Source organism: Microbulbifer sp. S227A, from assembly GCF_049800935.1.
This window is the reverse complement of record NZ_JBNAFZ010000004.1, coordinates 13,102-33,135: the sequence shown is the minus strand read 5'-3', so window position 1 is coordinate 33,135 and position 20,034 is coordinate 13,102. Positions and strand designations below refer to the sequence as shown.

Below are 20,034 nucleotides of genomic sequence, written 5' to 3'. Positions count from 1 at the left end.
GACCCCGATCCTGTTGGCGCTTGGGGGGGTTACGTTTTCGCGCCGCGATCTTCGTCATCCCTCCCCTAGTCCCTTCTCCGTTTTGATGACCTCCGACAGCCCGCGACGCGCCGTCGCTAGGCCTAGCAGCCGGAGATGCTCAAATGCCCGACCCCAACGAAGGACTACCACCCCGCTACCTCAGAACCCCGGAAGCCGCCCGATTTCTCGGCCTGTCTGGCCGTACGTTGGAAAAACACAGAACCTACGGGACAGGACCGCGGTACTCGAAAATCGGCGGGCGCGTCGTCTATGCAGTCGAAGATCTGCAGGCGTGGGTCACACGAGGCGAGAAAACCTCAACCTCGGACGAGACCGAAGACCGCGTTCTACCCGCCAAACGCCATGCCGCTGTTTCGCCGGCCTATCTGCGGCGGGGACGCTGAGGCGATGCAGACAATTGTCCACCTCACATGGATCGAAGGGCGCATCGAGCGCTGGATCCGTTTCGGCCGGATTACCGAGGCAACCATCCTGGCGCGTACGGAAAAACGCGTGGCCTTTGCCCCCGGCGCAATCTTCGCTCTCGTCCGCTGGTCGTCGAACGACCACGGCACTGTTGAAAGCCGGATTGACATTCTGCGCGCCGTCGGTGCTGGCGAGCCCTGCTCGACGGTGCCCTGCGTCACGCCGAGTGGCGAGCTTTTGCTGCACCTCTCCGGCTGGCCCAAGGTCGAGGCGGCACTTCGCTCTATCGACATCGTGGAAAGCTATGGCATCGCGCCGGAAGATGTCTGCCCCGATCATTGGCGGCACGTCCACAACCGCCTGACCGCGGCATTGGAGCCCCGGCCCTACACCCCTGCCCGGCACGCGGCCTGGCTCAAGCGTCGCATGGTGACGACATGAGCGCGGCGGTCCCTCCCCTCCTCGCGGCCGGCTTGTCGCTCGGCTTGCTTGCAGTCGCACAGATCGACCGCGCACCGCGTCTGGTCTGGAATGCCTCAGCAAGCGTGCCCGTCGGTCTTTACGTTGTTCGAGCGTCGAACCCGCCACCGCTGGGCAATCTCGTTGCCGTGCGCCTGCCGGATGACCTGTCATCCTGGGTGGTTGAGCGCGGCTATGTCGGTGCGGATACATTGTTGTTGAAGCGCGTCGCGGCCGTCTCAGGCATGACCGTCTGTCGCGACGGCGTTGATATCGCCATCGACGGTACCGTTGTTGCCCAGGCAGCATCGGCTGACCGGCACGGTCGCCCACTTCCCCGTTGGACAGGATGTATCACGCTAGGGTCAGACGAGGTTTTCTTGCTCGTCGCAGGTGTCGCGGACAGCCTCGATGGACGGTATTTCGGGCCCTTTTCAGCGGACACGATCCTCGGACGCGCCATCCCTCTTTGGACATATGGAGGGGCGGAAGATGCGTCGTCTTGAACGCCGTCACAGCCGTCGGCACGCGGGCGTTACTACCGCGCTTGCACTGATCCTCTGCATGCCCATTGCAGTGGTACCGTCCGCCGTGATCGCTCAAGACCACAGTGTTCCAGCATTTGAGCAGCAGCCCATCGACATCCATATCGCAGAAGCCGCGCGCAGGTTCGGCATCCCGCAGCCCTGGATCTGTGCCGTCATGGAGGTCGAGAGTGCGGGCAATCCGCGCGCGATCAGCCACGCAGGCGCTATGGGGCTCATGCAGATCATGCCCGGCACTTGGGCAGAGCTGCGCACAGCCCACCGGCTTGGCAATGACCCTTACGATCCACGCGACAACATCCTGGCCGGTACCGCCTATCTGCGGCAAATGTACGACCGGTTCGGGTCGCCGGGCTTTCTCGCAGCCTACAATGTGGGCCCTGCACGGTACCAGGAGCACCTTGATACCGGGCGCGCCTTGCCGCTTGAAACCCGCAATTACCTCGCCATCCTCGCGCCACTCATCACCGATGGAACCGACGTCGCGCGGGCAGTGAACAACCCGCAGAGGACGCAGGACTGGCGCGACGCCCCGCTCTTCACGGCAACGGCTGAGGCGGGTCAAACCCCGGATGATGACACCCAACGGATTACGTCAGACGCGTCTCAGTACGGCATCTTCGTGCCTCTCAGCCGGGGGCGAACGCCATGATCGGCGAAATCGCACCATGGCGAGGTCTGGAAAGCCCGGTCGCAGGAATGTGCCGGAGAGGGTCGACGCGCAGGGTCTCAACAGAAAGAGCGCAAGATAAAAGAGGTGCCGCAAGCGGACCTCAAGCTGTTGTTTCTCTGCGAGGATTTGCGCGGCACATCCAAGCTGCATGCCGCAGGACTTCATCTAAAGTACTGATTGTGCGATATTCTTTGTGCGGCAGCATGTTCTGCGAGCGTGCACAACCATGACCGGGCGCGACGACGATCTCCGTATCCGGCCCGGGCGAATCCGCGACGGCGGCAGGACCTCGAAGCAACCGACACGCTTTGTCAGTGAGGTAATGCGCGCTGCCCGCAAGTCCGGTCAGACGGGTTATCGTTTCGGAGCCAAGCAACCTCAATCGACTTCCAGATCTTTCGGACGTGGGCGCTTTCAGAGAGCAGCGCTGAAAATGTCGCGCACATCTCGGCGCGTCATAGTCAATGCACGCGTCGTGCGCCACCAGGGCAAGCGCTATCGCTCCGCGCCCATGGCCAAGCATCTCGGCTACCTGCAGCGCGATGGCGTCGGTCAGGACGGGCGCGACGCCGACTTGTTCGGGTCTGAACGCGATGATCTCGACCGGGGCGGATTTGCGGCGCGCTGCGAAGACGACCGGCATCATTTCCGGTTCATCATCTCGCCGGAAGACGCGGGCGATCTCGAGGATCTGCGCGCCTTTACCCGGGATCTGATGGCCCGAGCCGAACGGGATCTCGGCACAACACTCGACTGGGTCGCGGTCGATCACTGGAACACCGACAACCCACATGTCCACATCCTGTTGCGCGGAAAGGCCGACGATGGTCGCGATCTCGTCATCTCGCGTGACTACATAAGCCGGGGGTTTCGGGCGCGCGCGGAAGAGCTCGTGCAACTGGAACTGGGACCTCGCAGCGAGCGGGAGATTTCACAATCGCTGGAAACGCAGGTCACAGCGGAGCGCTGGACCGATCTCGACCGCGGCCTGCGATCCCTGGCGGACGATCACGCCGGCATCGCCGACCTGCGGCGCGGCACGCCGGAGCCCCGCGATCCGAAGCTCCGCCGCTTGATGATCGGCCGCGCCCAAACACTGCAGAGGCTCGGGCAGGCCGAACAAATCGCCCCTGCCGTTTGGGAGTTGAAACCGAATGCCGAAGAGACTTTGCGCGAGCTTGGGATGCGCGGCGACATCATCAAACGAATGCACCGAGCCATGGGCGCCGACCGTAATCGCGCAGCGGGCGATTTCGCCATCGAAGGCACGCCCACCGCGCCAATCCTCGGGCGGCTGGTGGAACGCGGCTTTCATGACGACCACGCCGGGACCGGCTACGCGATCATCGACGGTGTTGATGGGCGCGTTCATCACCTGCGCTTCCGGGATCTCGATGCGACCGGCGACACGTCGCAAGGTGGCATTGTCGAAACCCGGCTCTGGACAAGGAAGACAGACGGGATACCCCAACTGTCTCTTGTCGGTCGTTCCGATCTGTCGATTGCCGCCCAGATCGAGGCGGATGGCGCCACCTGGCTTGACCGCCTGCATCTTGCCCGGGACCGCGCACCGCTGAGCGGTGCCGGATTTGGCGCAGAGGTTCGCCAAGCATTGGAACGCCGCTCGGATCACCTTGTCGCCGAAGGCCTCGCCCGACGGCAAGGGCAGCGGGTCACCTTTGCCCGCGATCTGCTGGCCACCCTGCGCAACCGCGAACTGGACGCCATCGCTCAGGACCTCACCGAACAAACCGGGCTTCCCCACCACAAGCCGACCGAGGGCGAGCCCGTCGCAGGCACGTTTCGCCAACGCCTCGATCTCGCCTCGGGCCGCTTCGCCATGATCGACGATGGGCTCGGATTCTCGCTCGTCCCCTGGACCCCGCAACTCGAACGTCATCTCGGCCAGACCGTCACGGGCACGATGACACCCGGAGGCGGGATCGATTGGAGCTTCGGGCGCAAGCGCGGGCTGAGCCTCTGAGCGGAAAGGACATCACCATGAGCCGTCAGGACACATCATCGGCCACCAAGATCCTCTGGGGCCAGATCCTCATCGTCAGCATCGTAGCGCTGCTCTTCGTCTGGGCAGCGACGCAATGGGTCGCGTTTCGTCTGGGGTTCCAACCCCAGCTTGGCGCGCCCCTCACCGCCCTGTTCGGCCTGCCGATCTATCGCCCGTGGCAAGTCTTCACCTGGTGGTATTGGTATGATGCCTACGCACCCCGCGTCTTTATGGAAGGAGCTGCAATCGCCGGCGCAGGTGGGATAGCCGCGATTGCCGTCGCCATCTTGCTGTCCGTCTTGCGGGCGCGCGAGGCGAGCGACGTGACAACCTATGGCTCTGCCAGATGGGCAAGCCCCAAGGATATCACCGCCGCCGGGCTGTTCGCAGACGACGGGGTCGTGCTGGGCCGTCTCGACAAGCGCTACCTCCGGCATGATGGTTCGGAACACGTGCTTTGCTTCGCGCCCACCCGCTCCGGCAAGGGCGTCGGCCTGGTGATCCCGAGCCTGCTGACCTGGCCCGGCTCCGCGATTATCCACGACATCAAGGGCGAGAACTGGCAGCTCACGTCCGGATGGCGGGCGCGGTTCGGGCGCGTCCTGCTATTCGATCCGACCAACGCGGTCAGCGCCGCCTACAATCCGCTGCTCGAGGTTCGTCGCGGGGAGCGCGAGGTGCGGGACGTGCAAAACATCGCCGACATCCTCGTCGATCCCGAAGGCCAGCTCGAGCGACGGAACCATTGGGAGAAGACCAGCCACTCCCTTCTGGTCGGCGCGATCCTGCATGTTCTCTATGCCGAGAAGGACAAGACACTGGCAGGCGTCGCCGCCTTCCTGTCCGATCCGCGGCGTCCCATCGCCGCCATACTGACTGCAATGATGCGGACTGCCCATCTCGGAGATCGCCCGCATCCGGTGGTCGCCCAGGCCGCTCGCGAGCTGCTGAACAAATCCGAGAACGAACGCTCCGGCGTCCTGTCCACCGCCATGTCCTTCCTCAGTCTCTACCGCGACCCCGTGATCGCCGCCGTGACCCGGCGCTGCGACTGGCGGATCGATGATCTGGTCTCGGATGCGCGGCCGCTCACCCTCTACCTCGTGGTGCCGCCGTCGGACATTTCCCGCACGAAACCGCTGGTCCGGCTGATCCTGAACCAGATCGGCCGCCGCCTGACGGAAGAATTGCACAACACCAACCGCAAGCACCGCTTTCTGTTCATGCTCGACGAGTTCCCCGCCCTCGGCCGTCTCGACTTCTTCGAATCCCAGCTCGCCTTCATGGCGGGCTATGGCCTCAAGGCCTTCCTGATCGCCCAGTCGCTGAACCAGATCGAAAAGGCCTATGGCCAGAACAACGCCATCCTGGACAACTGCCATGTCCGCGTCGCCTTCGCGACCAATGACGAGCGCACGGCGAAGCGCCTGTCCGACGCACTCGGCACCACGACCGAACTGCGCGCGATGAAAAACTATGCTGGCCACCGCCTTTCACCCTGGCTCGGACATCTGATGGTCTCGCGCCAGGAAACCGCCCGCGCCTTGCTGACCCCCGGTGAGATCATGCAGCTACCGTCCGACGACGAAATCATCCTCGTGTCGGGCGCGGCCCCGATCCGGGCACAAAAAGTGCGGTACTTCCGCGATGCGCAACTGACGGCGAGAATCCAAAAGCCGCCTATCGTCGAAGCATCTGCACCCGTCAGCTCTGCGGGATCCGACGATTGGAGCTGTCTTCAGCCGATCCTGCCGCCTCCGGAAGCTGCCACGAACAAGCCCGCTGACGATGCAGATGGCGGCATCCGACGAGAACCTGAGATCCCCGAGCATGAAGATGTGGCGCCTGAATTGCCGTTTCCGCGCGAGGAATTCGCGGCCCTCGAAGACGAGCCCGACGACGAGGCCCAACGCGCCCGCGCCATGCAAACCCGCTTCCGCAACGTCGCGCGTCAAGCGGCCCTCGATCCCGACGACGGCATTGAACTGTGAGGTGACGCGATGAAGAAAGCCAAGATCACCGCCTATGTCGATGCCGCGCTCTTCGATGAAATCGACGAACTGGCCGCGCGGCGGCGCGTTCCCAAAACCCAGATAATCGAGGCGGCCTTGGCTTCGTTCCTCTCACCCGACAGCGCCGAACACAGCGAGGCCGCGATCGTCCGCAGGCTGGACCGCCTGACGAGGTCGTCGGAGCGTTTGGAACGTGACCAGGAGATCACGACTGAGGCGCTCGCGCTGTTCGTCCGCTTCTGGTTGACCACGACACCACCCCTGCCCGATGACACATACTTGGCGGCCAAGGCGAAAGGGAAAGAGCGGTATGGAGGCTTCGTTGAGACGCTGGCGCGGCGGCTGGGAAAAGGAACGACCTTGACAAGAGAGCTATCTCGGGAAGAGCCAAACCCCAAAGTCCAAGATTAGCAAGAGGAACAGAAAAAGTTATCAAAAACATGGAATTAATCAAAGTTCGTTGCTCAATTTGACGTTCTTCAAGGCGTCGATCCCGGCCTCAACAAAGTCGGTTGACCTTGGTTCGGATACTTTATATACGAATATTTATTATACCCAACTGCGAGTCGAGCGATGGCCGCCACCGAACTGAAATGGGCGACGGAACAAAGGTTCCAGTTTATCGAGTACCAAGCCTTCTGGCTTGGTAGCCTAAACCGTGTCGACCTCACATCGCATTTTGGCATCTCGGTACCTCAAGCTTCCAAGGATATAGCAGCCTACCAGTCTCTATACCCGCAAAACATAAAATACGATCACAGCGAGAAGCGGTACTTTGTGACGAAGGAGTTTGCGCCTCATTTCATAGAGCTGAAGCCAGATGTATTCCTCAATGGCCTGTTGAGAGAAGCAGATGATTGTCAAAATCCTGTACTGCTGCCGACTGAAGGTATCCCGATTCCGAAGCGACTGATTGACCCATTTGTGCTGCAATCCCTGACTGAGTGCATTGCGACCAATCAGTCGGTGGAAATTCTGTATCAGTCGATGAGCTCGAACAAACCCGATGCAATCTGGCGCCGTATAACACCCCACAGCTTTGCAACTGATGGGCTTCGTTGGCACACGAGGGCCTACTGTCACATCGATCAAAAATTCAAAGACTTCCTGATATCTAGGTGTCTTGGCTCCCGCGAGCCTGGAGCATCTGCCGCATCGGTTCATGACGATATCTATTGGAACAAGTCTTTCGAGATCCGCCTCGTGCCCAACCCCGCACTGTCCACTTCGCAGAAGAGGGTAGTGGCAACCGACTATGGCATGCGCGACGCAAGGCTTACCGTTTCCACGCGGATGGCCATGTTGTACTATTTTGAGAAGCGCTTGCGGTTAGACGTTGCGCATCTCATGGACGACCCAGGCGAATGCCCGGTGATTATTGAGAACAAATCGGCTTTCGACGCCGCCGTCGAGGAGGCGACAAAATGACCGCCTCCAATTTCGACTTTCTAAAGGACCACTGGCCCGAGGTTGCTGTTCTTGGCGCAAGGGCCGAGAGCTACGCGATGCTCGATGCCAGGAGTGCTATATTCAATCTCCGGCTTCTGGCAGAGAATCTGGTGAAGGACATCTATCACGCACTTCATCTGCCCAAACCGGTTAGACCGACTCAAATCGATCTTCTCACCAACAGCGCCTTTGTAGCCGTGGTGCCAAAAGTCGTACTGAACAAGCTGCATGCCATAAGGAAATTCGGAAATAAGGCGGCACACGGCGATGATGTTTCCCGGAATGACGCCCTGTGGTTGCTCAAGGAAGCTCATGACCTCAGTAAGTGGGCTATCATCAACTACTGTCAGGTAGACCACAAAACGCTACCGGCATTCGAGCAGCCAAAACTCGAAAGCGTGGGCAAGGAACAGCAACCGCTTACTCAGCAAGAGAAGCAGACCCTCCAAAAGCTAGCTGCTCAGGAAGAGCAAATCGTTGCGCTTTTGGCAGAGGTAGAAAAGTCCCGCGAGCAAGTTCAAGCCGCCGAGAAAAAGGCTGACGAACTAGCAGGCCTCGCAAAATCTGCTCAGCGGACCGCCGACGTCCTTGAGTTCAACGAGGCGACAACTCGGTCCCGCATCATTGACAACCTAATCGCAGCTGCCGGTTGGAATGTTGCGACGGGAGAAACATCGACGAATGAAGTCGTGAAAGAGATGGAGGTCGATGGCCAACCTACGCCGTCCGGAAAGGGCTTCGTCGACTATGTCCTGTTGGACGCAGACGGCTCGCCACTGGCGGTTATTGAGGCAAAGAAGACCTCCGTCGATCCGGAACTCGGTCGAAAGCAAGCGGTGCTGTACGCAGATGCACTAGAGAAGAAGTCTGGCCAGCGGCCGGTCATTTTCTACACCAACGGATACGATATCTGGATGTGGGACGATGCAGCCGGGTACCCGCCGCGAAAGGTGTTCGGCTACTACTCCATGGACAGTCTGCAGTATCTCGTCAAGTTCCAGCGGAAGAGCCGCAAGGATCTTAAGTCGCTGGTACCGCAAGAGCGGATCGTCAATCGCTTGTATCAGATCGAAGCGATCAAACGCGTGTCCGAGCGCTTTACCGACAAGCATCGAAAGGCGTTGATCGTCCAGGCAACAGGTACCGGCAAGACGCGTGTTGCGATCGCTCTTGCCGAATTGCTGATCCGCGCCGGATGGGCAAAGCGGGTGCTGTTTCTGTGCGACCGTAAGGAGCTCCGCAAACAGGCGAAAAACGCCTTCACTGACTTCCTCGATTCAGAGCCGATCCGGGTGGTCAACTCTCGTGTCAACGGTGCTGCCACGGAGCGCATATTCATTTCGACGTACCCAGCGATGCTCAAGGTGTATCAGTCATTCGATGTAGGGTTCTTCGATCTGATTATCGCTGACGAGTCGCACCGCAGCATCTACAACATCTATGGAGATCTCTTTCACTATTTCGACAGCCTCCAGGTCGGGTTGACGGCGACGCCGGTCAATTTCGTGACACGATCGACCTTTGGCCTTTTCAATTGCGAGGGCAAGCTGCCGACCTTCAGCTATGATCTGGAAGAGGCGGTGGGTGAGAGGCATCTCGTTCCCTTCGAGGTGATCGATCATACCACTCAGTTCCTTCGTGACGGCATCACGCTTGATGGGCTGACCCAAACGCAAATCGACGAACTGGAAGCCCAAGGCGAAGACCCAAACGACTACGACTACTCTTCAGAACAGATCGACAAGGCGATTTACAATCGCGACACCAACCGTGTGATCATTCGCAATCTAATGGAAAACGGCATCCGAGATGCGAACGGACAGACCATCGGCAAGACGATCATCTTTGCGCGCAATCACGAACACGCCATGCTGATGAGCCGGCTATTCGACGAGATGTATCCGCAATATGGCGGAAAATTCTGTCAGGTGATCGACAACTATGACCCACGCGCAGAAAGCCTGATTGACGATTTCAAGGGCACGGGCACCAACAGCGAGCTCACCATCGCTATTTCGGTGGATATGCTGGATACTGGTATCGATGTGCCTGAGATCGTGAACCTCGTTTTTGCCAAGCCTGTTCGCTCTCCGGTCAAGTTCTGGCAGATGGTGGGACGCGGCACACGGCTTTGCCCCGATCTGTTTGGCTCCGGCAAGGACAAGACCGTCTTCCGGATCTTCGATCACTGGGCCAACTTCAAACGCTTCGAAGAGGGCTACAAACCTGCCGAGCCGACGGTAACGAAATCACTGCTCCAACAGCTTTTCGAACAGCGCATCCAGCTTGCTGAAACGGCACTGCAGAACAGCGAGATTGCCGTCTTCGATCACGTGATCCAGTTGATCGCTGCGGACATCAATGCGCTCGATGAAAACACTGTCGCTGTGCGGGAGAAGTGGCGGGAGAAGCGCTCGACTGCTTCGATTGAGAACCTGAAACGGTTCGATCCCGGGACAGTATCGGTGCTACGCCAGACCATCGCCCCGCTGATGCAATGGCGCGATATCAGGGGCAAGGCCGAGGCGCATGCGTTCGATCTGCTTGTGTGCAAGGCCCAGATCGCGGTCCTGCAACAGTCTGCCGAAGTCACCGATCTCAAGATCGATTTCCTCGACCGGCTGGGCTCGCTCCAGATGCATCTCAACCCGGTTCGGGAACAGGCCGAGTTGATCAAAAAGGCCAAGTCCGATGCCTTCTGGAACGGCGTGACCGTGATGGACCTTGAGGCCGTGCGCGAGCCGTTGCGCAGCATCATGGTATACCGCGACCGACAGAAGATTGGCGGCAACGGCCCCAAGATCGTCGACATCACGGAAGACACCGGTCTCGTGCAGTCCTCGCGCCGCAGCGCTTCGCTCAAGACCGTGGATATGGCTGCCTATGAGCAGCTCGTCGAGGCGGAACTAAAGAAGCACTTCGAGACCAACGCGACGTTGAAGAAAATCCGCGCAGGCGAGGCGGTCACGCCCGAGGACCTCAACGCAATCATCTCGCTGGTCCTGACCCAGAACCCCGATGTCAGCCGCAACGCGCTGGAAGAGTTTTTTGCGTCCACGACGCTGCCGCTCGACATCACCATCCGCAAGATGGTCGGGCTCGAAGAACAGGCCGTGAAGGAAAAGTTCTCGGCTTTCGTGCTGGGCCATCCCGAACTGACCGCCAAGCAGACACGCTTCCTGGCGCTGCTGCAAAACCACATCATCAAGTTCGGTTTCATCACCATCGACCGCCTCTACGACCAGCCATTCACGGTTGTCGATGCCGATGGTCCCGAGGGCATTTTCGAAAAACCCGATGACATCAACCAGTTGATGAAGATCGTCAATCTCTTCGCTCCGGCGCCCAAAGGCGATGACGGAGCCGATACATCCCAAGGAAAGCTGCACTAATGGTAACCGGCGAATTGAAAAAGAAGATCGATGCCCTCTGGACCGAGTTCTGGACTGGCGGCATCACCAATCCGCTGACGGTGATCGAGCAGATCACCTTCCTGATCTTCGTGCGCCTGCTCGACGTGAACGAGGCCCGCGACGAAAACCGCCTGAAGCGCAGCGGCGTGGAGTTCAAGCGCCGGTTCAATGCTGATGAACAGGAACTCCGCTGGTCGCAGTTCCGCCATCTGGGTGCCGACGAGATGCTGCCGCTGGTGCGCGACCGCGTCTTCCCGCATTTCCGCAAGGCTTCCGTCGGCACCACCTTCGCCGAGTTCATGAAGGATGCGCAGCTGATGATCCAGAAGCCCAGCCTTCTGGTGAAAGCGGTCAACATGATCAACGATCTCCCGCTCACCGCTGGCGACACCAAGGGCGACCTTTACGAATACCTGCTTGGCAAGCTGACCACGGCAGGCATCAACGGCCAGTTCCGGACGCCGCGCCACATCATCCGCCTGATGGTGGACATGCTGGAGCCCAAGCCCACCGATGTGATTTCCGATCCGTCATGTGGCACCGGCGGCTTTCTGGTCGAGACGATGAACTACCTTCTCGAAAACCACACGTCGCCCGAGGCGGTGATGGAGGAAACGGATCCGGACACCGGCAAGACCGAGAAGACCTTCACCGGCGACCTGCTCGAGGATCATTGGACCCATATCCGCAACGACATGTTCCATGGCTTCGATTTCGACGCCACCATGCTGCGCATCGCGGCCATGAACATGATGCTGCACGGTGTCGACAATCCCGACATCCATTACCAGGACACGCTGAGCAACAGCTTTCCTGAGCGCTTCCCCAAATCCGCAAGCGAAGGCTTTGACATCGTCCTCGCCAATCCGCCCTTCAAGGGCTCGCTCGATTTCGAAGATGTGCATGCCGGGTTGCTGCGGCAGGTGAAGACGAAGAAGACGGAACTGCTGTTCCTCGTGCTGATCCTGCGCATGCTGAAAACCGGCGGGCGCTCGGCCACCATTGTGCCCGATGGCGTGCTCTTCGGCTCGTCCACCGCCCATGTGGCGCTGCGCAAGCTCTTGGTCGATCACAACCAGCTGGAGGCGGTGATCTCGCTGCCGTCCGGCGTGTTCAAGCCCTATGCGGGTGTGTCCACCGGCATCCTCGTCTTCACCAAGGGCGGGCGCACCGATGATGTCTTCTTCTACGATGTGGAGGCGGACGGTTACTCGCTGGACGATAAGCGCGACCAAATCGAGGCGAATGACCTGCCGGATTGCATCGCGGCCTGGCGGAACCGCGATCCGAAGCGCGACACGGACCGCAAGCAGAAGGCCTTCTTCGTTCCGGCCGATGACATCCGCGAGGCGAATTTCGACCTCTCGCTCTCCAAGTACAAGGAACGCATTTACACAGAGCAGGAATACGACCAGCCGAAGGATATCCTGGAGCGGATGAAAAAACTCAACACCGCCATAGCCAAGGACCTCGCCGAACTTGAGGGTATGTTGGGATGAGCTGGCAACAGGTTCAACTCGGTGAGGTTGCTGATATCATCAGCGGCGCGACCCCGAAATCCACCGTGCCAGACTTTTGGGGCGGCGAGATTGCATGGGCGACACCAACTGACTTGTCGAACCTCAAGGCCAAACACATCGCCTCAACTGAAAGGCGGATTACTGACGCAGGCTTGAAATCGTGTGCTGCACGGCTTTTGCCTCCGAATTCAGTCCTTTTCAGTTCCAGGGCACCTATAGGTCTGGTCGCGATCAACCAGACTCCGATGGCCACCAATCAAGGGTTCAAGAGTTTTGTACCATCAGAGGATTTGAATTCTGATTATCTCTATTGGTGGTTGGTCGCGAACAAGCAACAAATTCAAGATTTGGGGAACGGGGCCACGTTCAAGGAGGTTTCGAAAGCCATCGTTTCGAATGTCAAGATTCCGCTTCCGCCTGTCGGCGAACAACGCCGAATTGCAAAGATCCTCGACAAGGCCGATGCCATCCGCCGCAAACGCCAGCAGGCCCTCGCCCTCGCCGACGATTTTCTCAAGTCGGTGTTTCTGGAGATGTTTGGTGATCCGGTCCAAAATCCCAAGGCTTGGAACATAGGTACTGTGGACGACTGCCTTCTGGGGACAGTTGGCGGATGGAGTGCAAAAGGCGACGCTCGGCCTGCCTCCGACAATGAGGTGGGAGTGTTGAAGATAAGTGCCGTCACGTCCGGCCAGTATCTTCCCAGTGAAAATAAAACTGTCACTTCAATACCAGATGGTAAGCAATTGATAATCCCCAGGAAAGGAAATCTTCTCTTCAGTAGGGCAAACACACGTGAACTAGTCGCTGCAACTTGTATTGTGCACCGTGAAGCAGGTAACGTATTTCTTCCCGACAAGCTATGGCGATTGGACCCAAACGAAAAAAGGGCGCTCAATCCTTACCTTAAATTTGTCTTTTCGCATAAGAAATATCGAGAAATTCTTTGCGAGAAGGCAAGTGGAACGAGCGGCTCAATGTTGAATATCTCAAAGGCCAAATTAATGGCCCACTCCATTCCGATCCCTCCGCTTGACCTGCAACGAGACTTTTCATCGATCTACTGGCGAACGATTGCCTCAAATGAAGCAACCGCAGAAGCCGCAAACGAAAGCGAACGCCTTTTCGCTTCCCTATCGCAACGCGCATTCCGGGGGGAGCTATGAGCGATCTGAAACTCTTCCGGATTGGCGGCACGGATGTCTGCGAGGTGCATGGCACATCGCTGGCGCTGGAAAAATCCCTGCAGACGCTGATCGAGCAGAACTTGGAGACCTTTCTCGGTGTCCGCTTTCTGGCGTCGGAATTCTCTACCGGCCGCGACCATGGCGGACGGATGGACACGCTCGGCATCGATGAAAATTCCTGCCCTGTGATCATCGAATACAAACGTTCCTCCAACATGAACGTCATCAATCAGGGCCTGTTCTATCTCGATTGGTTGGTGACGCACCGCGGTGACTTCGAGATGCTGGTGCTGAAGAAGTTCGGCGAGAAGGCCGCGCAGTCCGTCGAGTGGTCGTCACCGCGCCTGATCTGCATTGCCGGCGACTTCTCCCGCTATGATGAGCACGCCATCAAGCAGATGAACCGCAATATCGAGCTTATCCGCTACATGAAGTTCGACGATGACCTGCTGCTGCTGGAACAGGTCAATGCGGCCTCTGCTCCGCTGAACGGCGTGATCGCGACTGATAAGGTTGATGGCGGCACAGACGGCGGGCAAAAGCAGAAATACACCACCGTCTCGCAATATCTCGACAAGGCGGACGCTGAACTGCGCGCCCTCTTTGATGCGGTGAAGGAACATCTCGAAGGGTTGGGCGATGATGTGCAGTTCAAGGTGCTGCGTTTCTATTTCGCCTTCAAGCGGATCAAGAATTTCGCCTGCGTCGAGATCAAGACCCAGGAGCGCAAGCTGATCGTCCACGTCAAGGTCGACCCCGACACGATCACGCTGGAAGACGGCTTTACCCGCGACGTGCGCAACATCGGCCATTTCGGCACCGGCGATCTGGAAATCACCATCCGCTCGATAGAGGACTTCGAGAAGGCCAAGCCGCTGTTCGAGCGCAGCTATGAGAATGCGTGAGGTCGGGTGATGGCGGAACTCCACACCCTCACCCTGCCCGGCCCGATGCTACAACGCGGGTTCTGGCTCTATGTCTGGCGGATCGACACGCCGAAGGGTGAGCGCCTGTATGTCGGTCGAACCGGTGACAACAGCAGCCCTTATGCGACCGCGCCGTACACGCGGATGGGGCAGCATCTGGGATTTCAGAAAGCATCAAACAGCCTTCGCCGCTTGCTAAGCGAACAGGGAATCGAACCGGAGCAATGCGCCCAATACGATCTGGTCTCCTACGGGCCGATTTTTCCGGAAATCGGGAAGACTGCCGAGCAGGATCATGGCGAGCAGATGGAGCTACACAAACCTGTTCGCGACCGGATGGCAGCACTGGAACGGGACCTGCGCGACGCATTAGCCGATGCTGGCTATTCGGTCCTCAATGTGGTGCGCAGCAAGGCTCAATCCGATCCGGAAAACTGGTCGGCAGTTCTCGCGGCGTTTTCGGAGAACTTTCCGAAGCTGACGACGGGGCGCGCCGATGGGTGAGCTCCTCCCCGAAAACCGCCAGATATGGGTGCGCGCATTCTACGGCTTCAACCCCGAGGAAGCAGGATACATCGGCTTCACCCATGAAGCGCAGCGCGAAGACATGCTGACCAAGATGAAGGACGGGGATCTTGTCCTCATCTACGGCGCCGTAGACTCTCTCACTGACGCCGATCTGCAGAGGCAGGCCCTTGGCTTCATGGAAGTCAAGTTGGAGCGATGCCATGATCTGGACCGGCAGACTGAGGAGTCGAGGAAGTGGAAGCTCGATCACGGTTTTCAGGACAGGTGGACCTACGGCCTGAAAGTTGTCCGAGCATGGCGCGTCACCAACCGGGTTCACATCAAGACCATTGCGCCGATTGCCTATGACAGCAAGAAGCGGTTCGAGAGAACGACCAAGGCTGTCCTGCTTGAGCCAGACGAAAAGCGCAGGGCGCTCAGCCACCATGTCCGGCAGGTGAACGTCTACGGTGAACCTCCCATCGCGGCGGATGAACTCGTCAGCGGCTATATGAACGACCTGCTCAAGCCGTCCAAGGGTATTCCTCCTAGTTTCGGGGACCGCACCTCAACGCATGAAGATGGAGAGAACCACCTCTACCTGATGAAGCTGTCAGCTGATGCTGAGGCGCTGCTTGGAAAAGCTGGCCCTCATGTCGGCAAAGCTCTGGTGAAGATCGGCAGATCGAATGATCCGAACCGCCGGTTGAAAGAAGTCAATGGCGGGTTCCCTGATCGCGCGGTTTGCAGGTGGGAACTCAAGCATAACCAGCCATTTGAAGACGGCGATACGGCTCACAACTACGAAACCGAATTGAAAGAGCTCTTTGCCAGAGAATTCACCTCACAAGCTGGAGAGTTCTACACCGGTGATTGGTCTGCGATTGAGCGGGCTTTCCAAACTTTTTGTTTTTCCAAGATACCCAAGATTCTCGCTGCGGCTGGCAAAGCCATGGGCGTGAAATAAAAATGAGATTGTCATGCGACTGAGCCGGATCGAAATCGAGAACTTCAAGGGCGTTGGCGCCAGACAGGTCATCGAGCTGCGCCCGATCACGCTGTTGTTTGGCCCGAACAGCGCAGGCAAGAGTACGATCCTTCAAGCGTTGCACTATGTCCGCGAGATTTTGGAGAGGAAGAACCCCGATCCTGATCAAACAATTGCGGGCGGCCTGATCGATCTCGGCGGCTTCAAGAACCTGATCCACAATCATGATCTCTCGAAGTCGATGACGGTCAAACTGGTCATCGATTTGTCGGATGATCAGGGTAACGAACGGCTTCCAATCAACAATGGGAACTCGCTAGACGACCCTGAACTTGAAAATCTGCGCATCCGGTACATCGTCGGTGAGAACACCGATCTGAAGGAATATGCCGTCGTCCAGGAGATCGGTGTCTCCCTGCAGATTCAATGGAGCGACCTGATCAATGCACCTTATGTGTCGGGTCTGATTGTCGACATGGATGGCGAAAACATCGCCACGATCAAATCCCCACCGCAACCCGGCCAGGCTCAGCTCACCGAGTTCAACTTCCAACATCCACTGTTGCAGGAGTATATGGACGCCGATGAAGAACCTTCTCAGGACACGGAAGAGAGCGACCCACTTGGCACCAAACTGGGTATCGAGATTTGGGAGCTTTCCCGTGACATGGCCAGATCCGCAGACTTGAAAGGTGCCAGCGAGTTTCGCGTCGCAGCCGCATCCGTGATTGGCGCTCTGCCGGATATCAACAAGCCGTGGAACCTGGAACTGCGCGATCCGGAACCGAAAAAGCTGGAATTGGAGGGCAACACGCCTCGCGTTCGCGGCCTGTCTGCATTGCTCGACGAGTTGCTGCTTGGGCCATTGCGCATTACACGCGACTACCTTTCGCAGATGACCTATATCGGTCCGCTAAGGGACATCCCGCCCAGGGCTTTCCGACCCCAGGTTTCACCCGATGAGGGACGCTGGGCACAGGGTCTGGCAGCATGGGACCTTATCTATTCGGACACCAAGGGCAAACTACTCAGCGAAGTGAATGCCTGGCTGAGTGGCGAGGAAGGTCTGGGGACCAATTACGAAATCTCCAAGTCGGAATATCTGGAAGTACCGGTCTCGAGCCGTATCGATCAACTGTTCAAACGCGGCATCAGCGAAGACGACATCGGAGAACTGCAGGAAGAGTTTCAGAAGCTGGGATCGCGTACCGAGGTTGTTTTGCGTGACGTGGTGAAAGGCATTGATGTTGCCCCAAGCGATGTGGGCGTCGGCATCTCTCAGATGATTCCTGTCATCGTTGCTTGCCTTCGCGACAGGGATGGCATTCTGGCAATCGAGCAGCCCGAACTTCACATACATCCGGCAATTCAGGTTGGGGTCGGTGACCTTTTCATTCATTCTGTAGTGCCCGGCGAGCGATCTTTCGGTTCAGGCTGTTGATTGTCACTGAGAACTGACCCGGTATTTTCACCGAGATTTGACCCACCCTCAGTTATGCGTCGTGGTTTATGACGCGGTCAATGTTTTGGCCTCCTTTCGTGTTTTTTTTGCAGCCTCAGCGCTGGCCTTGAAGCGGTAGCTGTCGTTTCCGGTTTCGAGGATGTGGCAGCGGTGAGTCAGCCTATCGAGGAGCGCGGTTGTCATCTTTGCATCCCCGAAGACCTGCGCCCATTCTGAGAAGCTGAGGTTTGTGGTGATGATGACGCTGGTGCGCTCGTAGAGCTTGCTGAGCAGATGGAAGAGCAGCGCCCCGCCAGATGAACTGAACGGCAGGTAGCCGAGTTCGTCCAAGATGACCAAGTCGACCTTCGTCAGCATCTCAGCCAGTTTCCCTGCCTTACCAAGCGCCTTCTCCTGCTCCAGCGCGTTGACCAATTCCACGGTCGAGAAGAAGCGCACCTTACGCCGGTGATGTTCGATGGCTTGGACGCCGATTGCTGTGGCTGTGTGGCTCTTGCCCGTTCCGGGACCGCCGATCAAAACGACATTCTCGGCCGCTTCGATAAACTCGCATCGGTGTAGCTGCCGCACTGTCGCTTCGTTGATCTCACTCGATGCAAAGTCGAAGCCCGTCAGATCCTTGTATGCGGGGAAGCGGGCGACCTTCGTGTGGTAGGCGATGGACCGTACCTCGCGTTCGGCGATCTCGGCCTTGAGCAGCTGTGACAGCATTGGTGTGGCAGCTTCGAACGCTGGCGCGCCCTGGGCGACCAAGTCTTCAATCGCATTTGCCATGCCATAGAGCTTAAGACTGCGCAGCATGATGACGATAGAGGCTCCTGCTGGGTCATGACGCATGGCGCTTCTCCTCAGTCTGTCGCAACCCGTCATAGCGACCGACGTTGGCCACTGGCGTTGTCTGCAATGCCAGTGCGTCCGGCGGATCGACCTCGGGGTGATCTGTCGGTCTGCGGTCGATCAATCGATGCAACAGGTTCAGGATGTGCGTCTTGGTGGGGACGCCTGCTTCAAGTGCCAGCTCCACTGCACACAAAACGTCCTCTTCGTTGTGCTGAAGGACCAAAGACAGAATGTCGACCATCTCTCGGTCACCGCCTTCTTTACGCAGCATGTGATCCTGCAATTGACGGAAGGCATCCGGCATCTCCGTGAACGGCGCACCATTCCGAAGTGCGCCCGGTTTGCGTTGGATAACAGCGAGATAGTGGCGCCAGTCATAGATGACCTTGCCGGGCTTGCGATGAGACCGCTCGATGATCCGCGCATGCTTGCAAACCGTTTGCCCTTCAGCGACCACGATCAGCCGTTCGGGATAGACATGCAAACTGACACGGCGGTTCGCAAAGCTGGCGGGAACGCTGTAGCGATTGCGTTCGAAAGTGATCAGGCATGTGGGTGACACACGCTTACTGTGTTCGATAAAGCCATCGAATGCCGGCGGCAGTGCCATCAGCGTAGGCTTCTCGGCCTCCCACACGTCAGCGATGGACCCCGGCAAAGCCTTGTGCGGCGTCTCTGTCCAAAGGGCGATACAGCGATCTTCAAGCCATTGGTTCAGCTCTGCCAGATCGGCGCAGACCGGCATGACCTGCCACATGCGGTTGCGCGCATCCTGCACGTTCTTCTCAACCTGGCCTTTCTCCCAACCGGCCGCCGGATTGCAGAACTCGGGCTCAAACACGTAGTGGCTGGCCATAGCCTTGAAGCGTGCATTGACGTCCCGCTGCTTGCCTTTGCCCACACGATCAACGGCGGTCTTCATATTGTCATAGATCCCGCGACCAGGCACACCGCCGAACACGCGGAATGCATGCCAGTGGGCGTCAAACAGCATCTCGTGCGTTTGCAGCGGGTAGGCCCGCACCAAGAAAGCGCGGCTGTGCGATAGCTTGATATGAGCGACCTGAAGTTTGACGCGCTCACCGCCGATGTTGGCCCAGTCCTCGCTCCAATCGAATTGGAAGGCTTCGCCGGGCGCGAACACCAAAGGCACGTAGGTGCCGCGCCCCGTCGTCTGTTCCGCTCGATGCCGATCTTCACGCCATGCCCGGGCGAAAGCTGCCACGCGTTCATAGGAACCATTATATCCCAGCTTCACAAGATCAGCATGCATTTGCTTCACTGTCCGCCGCTCTTTGCGTGACTTCCGCGTCTGGATTAAAAGCCAGGCTGACAGCCGATCCGCGTAGGGGTCCAGCTTGCTTGGACGCTTGGGCGTCTTGAACTGCGGTTCCACCGCACCTTCACGCAGATACTTCTTGATCGTGTTCCGAGACAAACCCGTCCGCCGGGCAATCTCCCTGATTGGCATTTTGTCACGCAATGCCCAGCGTCGAATGACACTCAAAAATCCCATGTCGATCACTCCTAATCCCCCCAACCAAAACCGTCGGGGAAGTGTGTTCACATGGGTCAATTCTCAGTGACAATTTATAGGGCTA

The 20,034-nt window shown here is 58.4% G+C and carries 17 protein-coding genes; 15 read left to right on the top strand and 2 right to left on the bottom strand.

What is annotated here, in order from left to right; genetic code table 11:
- The first annotated feature begins 143 nt into the window (after window positions 1–143).
- The 15 genes from ACP15R_RS10705 to ACP15R_RS10635 all read left to right on the top strand — a co-directional run bounded on the left by ACP15R_RS10705 (window position 144) and on the right by ACP15R_RS10635 (window position 17,572).
- Window positions 144–425: a helix-turn-helix transcriptional regulator gene (locus ACP15R_RS10705; protein ID WP_424986399.1), complete on the top strand. Its 282-nt coding sequence runs from the start codon at window positions 144–146 to the stop codon at window positions 423–425.
- A gap of 4 nt (window positions 426–429) precedes the next feature.
- Complete coding sequence (locus ACP15R_RS10700; protein ID WP_424986398.1) at window positions 430–888, top strand: DUF2840 domain-containing protein; 459 nt, start codon at window positions 430–432, stop codon at window positions 886–888.
- Window positions 885–1,412 (top strand): S26 family signal peptidase, encoded by a 528-nt coding sequence (locus tag ACP15R_RS10695; protein WP_424986397.1) that lies wholly within the window; start codon window positions 885–887, stop codon window positions 1,410–1,412. Before ACP15R_RS10700 ends, ACP15R_RS10695 begins: the two co-directional genes overlap by 4 nt.
- Entirely contained in the window at window positions 1,399–2,103 is a 705-nt protein-coding gene (locus ACP15R_RS10690; protein ID WP_424986396.1) for a lytic transglycosylase domain-containing protein, read from the top strand. The genes ACP15R_RS10695 and ACP15R_RS10690 overlap by 14 nt, the downstream gene beginning before the upstream one ends.
- Window positions 2,104–2,350: 247 nt before the next feature.
- The gene (locus ACP15R_RS10685; protein ID WP_424986395.1) at window positions 2,351–4,108 is read left to right on the top strand and encodes a relaxase/mobilization nuclease domain-containing protein; all 1,758 of its coding nucleotides are present in this window, start codon (window positions 2,351–2,353) and stop codon (window positions 4,106–4,108) included.
- A gap of 17 nt (window positions 4,109–4,125) precedes the next feature.
- Window positions 4,126–6,120, top strand: coding sequence for a conjugal transfer protein TraG (locus ACP15R_RS10680; protein ID WP_424986394.1), 1,995 nt, complete (start codon window positions 4,126–4,128; stop codon window positions 6,118–6,120).
- Window positions 6,121–6,129: 9 nt separating this feature from the next.
- Window positions 6,130–6,552 carry a ribbon-helix-helix protein, CopG family gene (locus ACP15R_RS10675; RefSeq protein WP_424986393.1) on the top strand — a complete coding sequence of 141 codons (423 nt, stop codon included), beginning with the start codon at window positions 6,130–6,132 and terminating at the stop codon, window positions 6,550–6,552.
- Window positions 6,553–6,714: 162 nt separating this feature from the next.
- Window positions 6,715–7,569 (top strand): WYL domain-containing protein, encoded by an 855-nt coding sequence (locus tag ACP15R_RS10670; RefSeq protein WP_424986392.1) that lies wholly within the window; start codon window positions 6,715–6,717, stop codon window positions 7,567–7,569.
- Window positions 7,566–10,982 (top strand): DEAD/DEAH box helicase family protein, encoded by a 3,417-nt coding sequence (locus tag ACP15R_RS10665; protein WP_424986391.1) that lies wholly within the window; start codon window positions 7,566–7,568, stop codon window positions 10,980–10,982. Before ACP15R_RS10670 ends, ACP15R_RS10665 begins: the two co-directional genes overlap by 4 nt.
- Window positions 10,982–12,502: a type I restriction-modification system subunit M gene (locus ACP15R_RS10660; protein ID WP_424986390.1), complete on the top strand. Its 1,521-nt coding sequence runs from the start codon at window positions 10,982–10,984 to the stop codon at window positions 12,500–12,502. The genes ACP15R_RS10665 and ACP15R_RS10660 overlap by 1 nt, the downstream gene beginning before the upstream one ends.
- Window positions 12,499–13,689 (top strand): restriction endonuclease subunit S, encoded by a 1,191-nt coding sequence (locus tag ACP15R_RS10655; RefSeq protein WP_424986389.1) that lies wholly within the window; start codon window positions 12,499–12,501, stop codon window positions 13,687–13,689. The genes ACP15R_RS10660 and ACP15R_RS10655 overlap by 4 nt, the downstream gene beginning before the upstream one ends.
- A complete protein-coding gene (locus ACP15R_RS10650; RefSeq protein ID WP_424986388.1) occupies window positions 13,686–14,615 on the top strand; it encodes a DUF5655 domain-containing protein in 930 nt (309 codons plus the stop codon). The genes ACP15R_RS10655 and ACP15R_RS10650 overlap by 4 nt, the downstream gene beginning before the upstream one ends.
- Before the next feature lie 9 nt (window positions 14,616–14,624).
- Window positions 14,625–15,140, top strand: coding sequence for a hypothetical protein (locus tag ACP15R_RS10645; RefSeq protein ID WP_424986387.1), 516 nt, complete (start codon window positions 14,625–14,627; stop codon window positions 15,138–15,140).
- On the top strand, window positions 15,133–16,110 hold the full coding sequence (locus ACP15R_RS10640) for a GIY-YIG nuclease family protein (RefSeq protein WP_424986386.1): 978 nt from the start codon (window positions 15,133–15,135) through the stop codon (window positions 16,108–16,110). The genes ACP15R_RS10645 and ACP15R_RS10640 overlap by 8 nt, the downstream gene beginning before the upstream one ends.
- Before the next feature lie 13 nt (window positions 16,111–16,123).
- Window positions 16,124–17,572 carry an AAA family ATPase gene (locus tag ACP15R_RS10635; RefSeq protein ID WP_424986385.1) on the top strand — a complete coding sequence of 483 codons (1,449 nt, stop codon included), beginning with the start codon at window positions 16,124–16,126 and terminating at the stop codon, window positions 17,570–17,572.
- A gap of 66 nt (window positions 17,573–17,638) precedes the next feature.
- Here ACP15R_RS10635 and istB read toward each other — a convergent pair whose 3' ends face one another.
- Together istB and istA are read right to left on the bottom strand one after the other, a co-directional pair.
- Window positions 17,639–18,430, bottom strand: a complete 792-nt coding sequence (gene istB / locus ACP15R_RS10630; protein WP_050687164.1) for an IS21-like element helper ATPase IstB — start codon at window positions 18,428–18,430, stop codon at window positions 17,639–17,641.
- On the bottom strand, window positions 18,420–19,949 hold the full coding sequence (gene istA / locus ACP15R_RS10625; protein ID WP_110732346.1) for an IS21 family transposase: 1,530 nt from the start codon (window positions 19,947–19,949) through the stop codon (window positions 18,420–18,422). Before istA ends, istB begins: the two co-directional genes overlap by 11 nt.
- Window positions 19,950–20,034 lie beyond the last annotated feature (85 nt).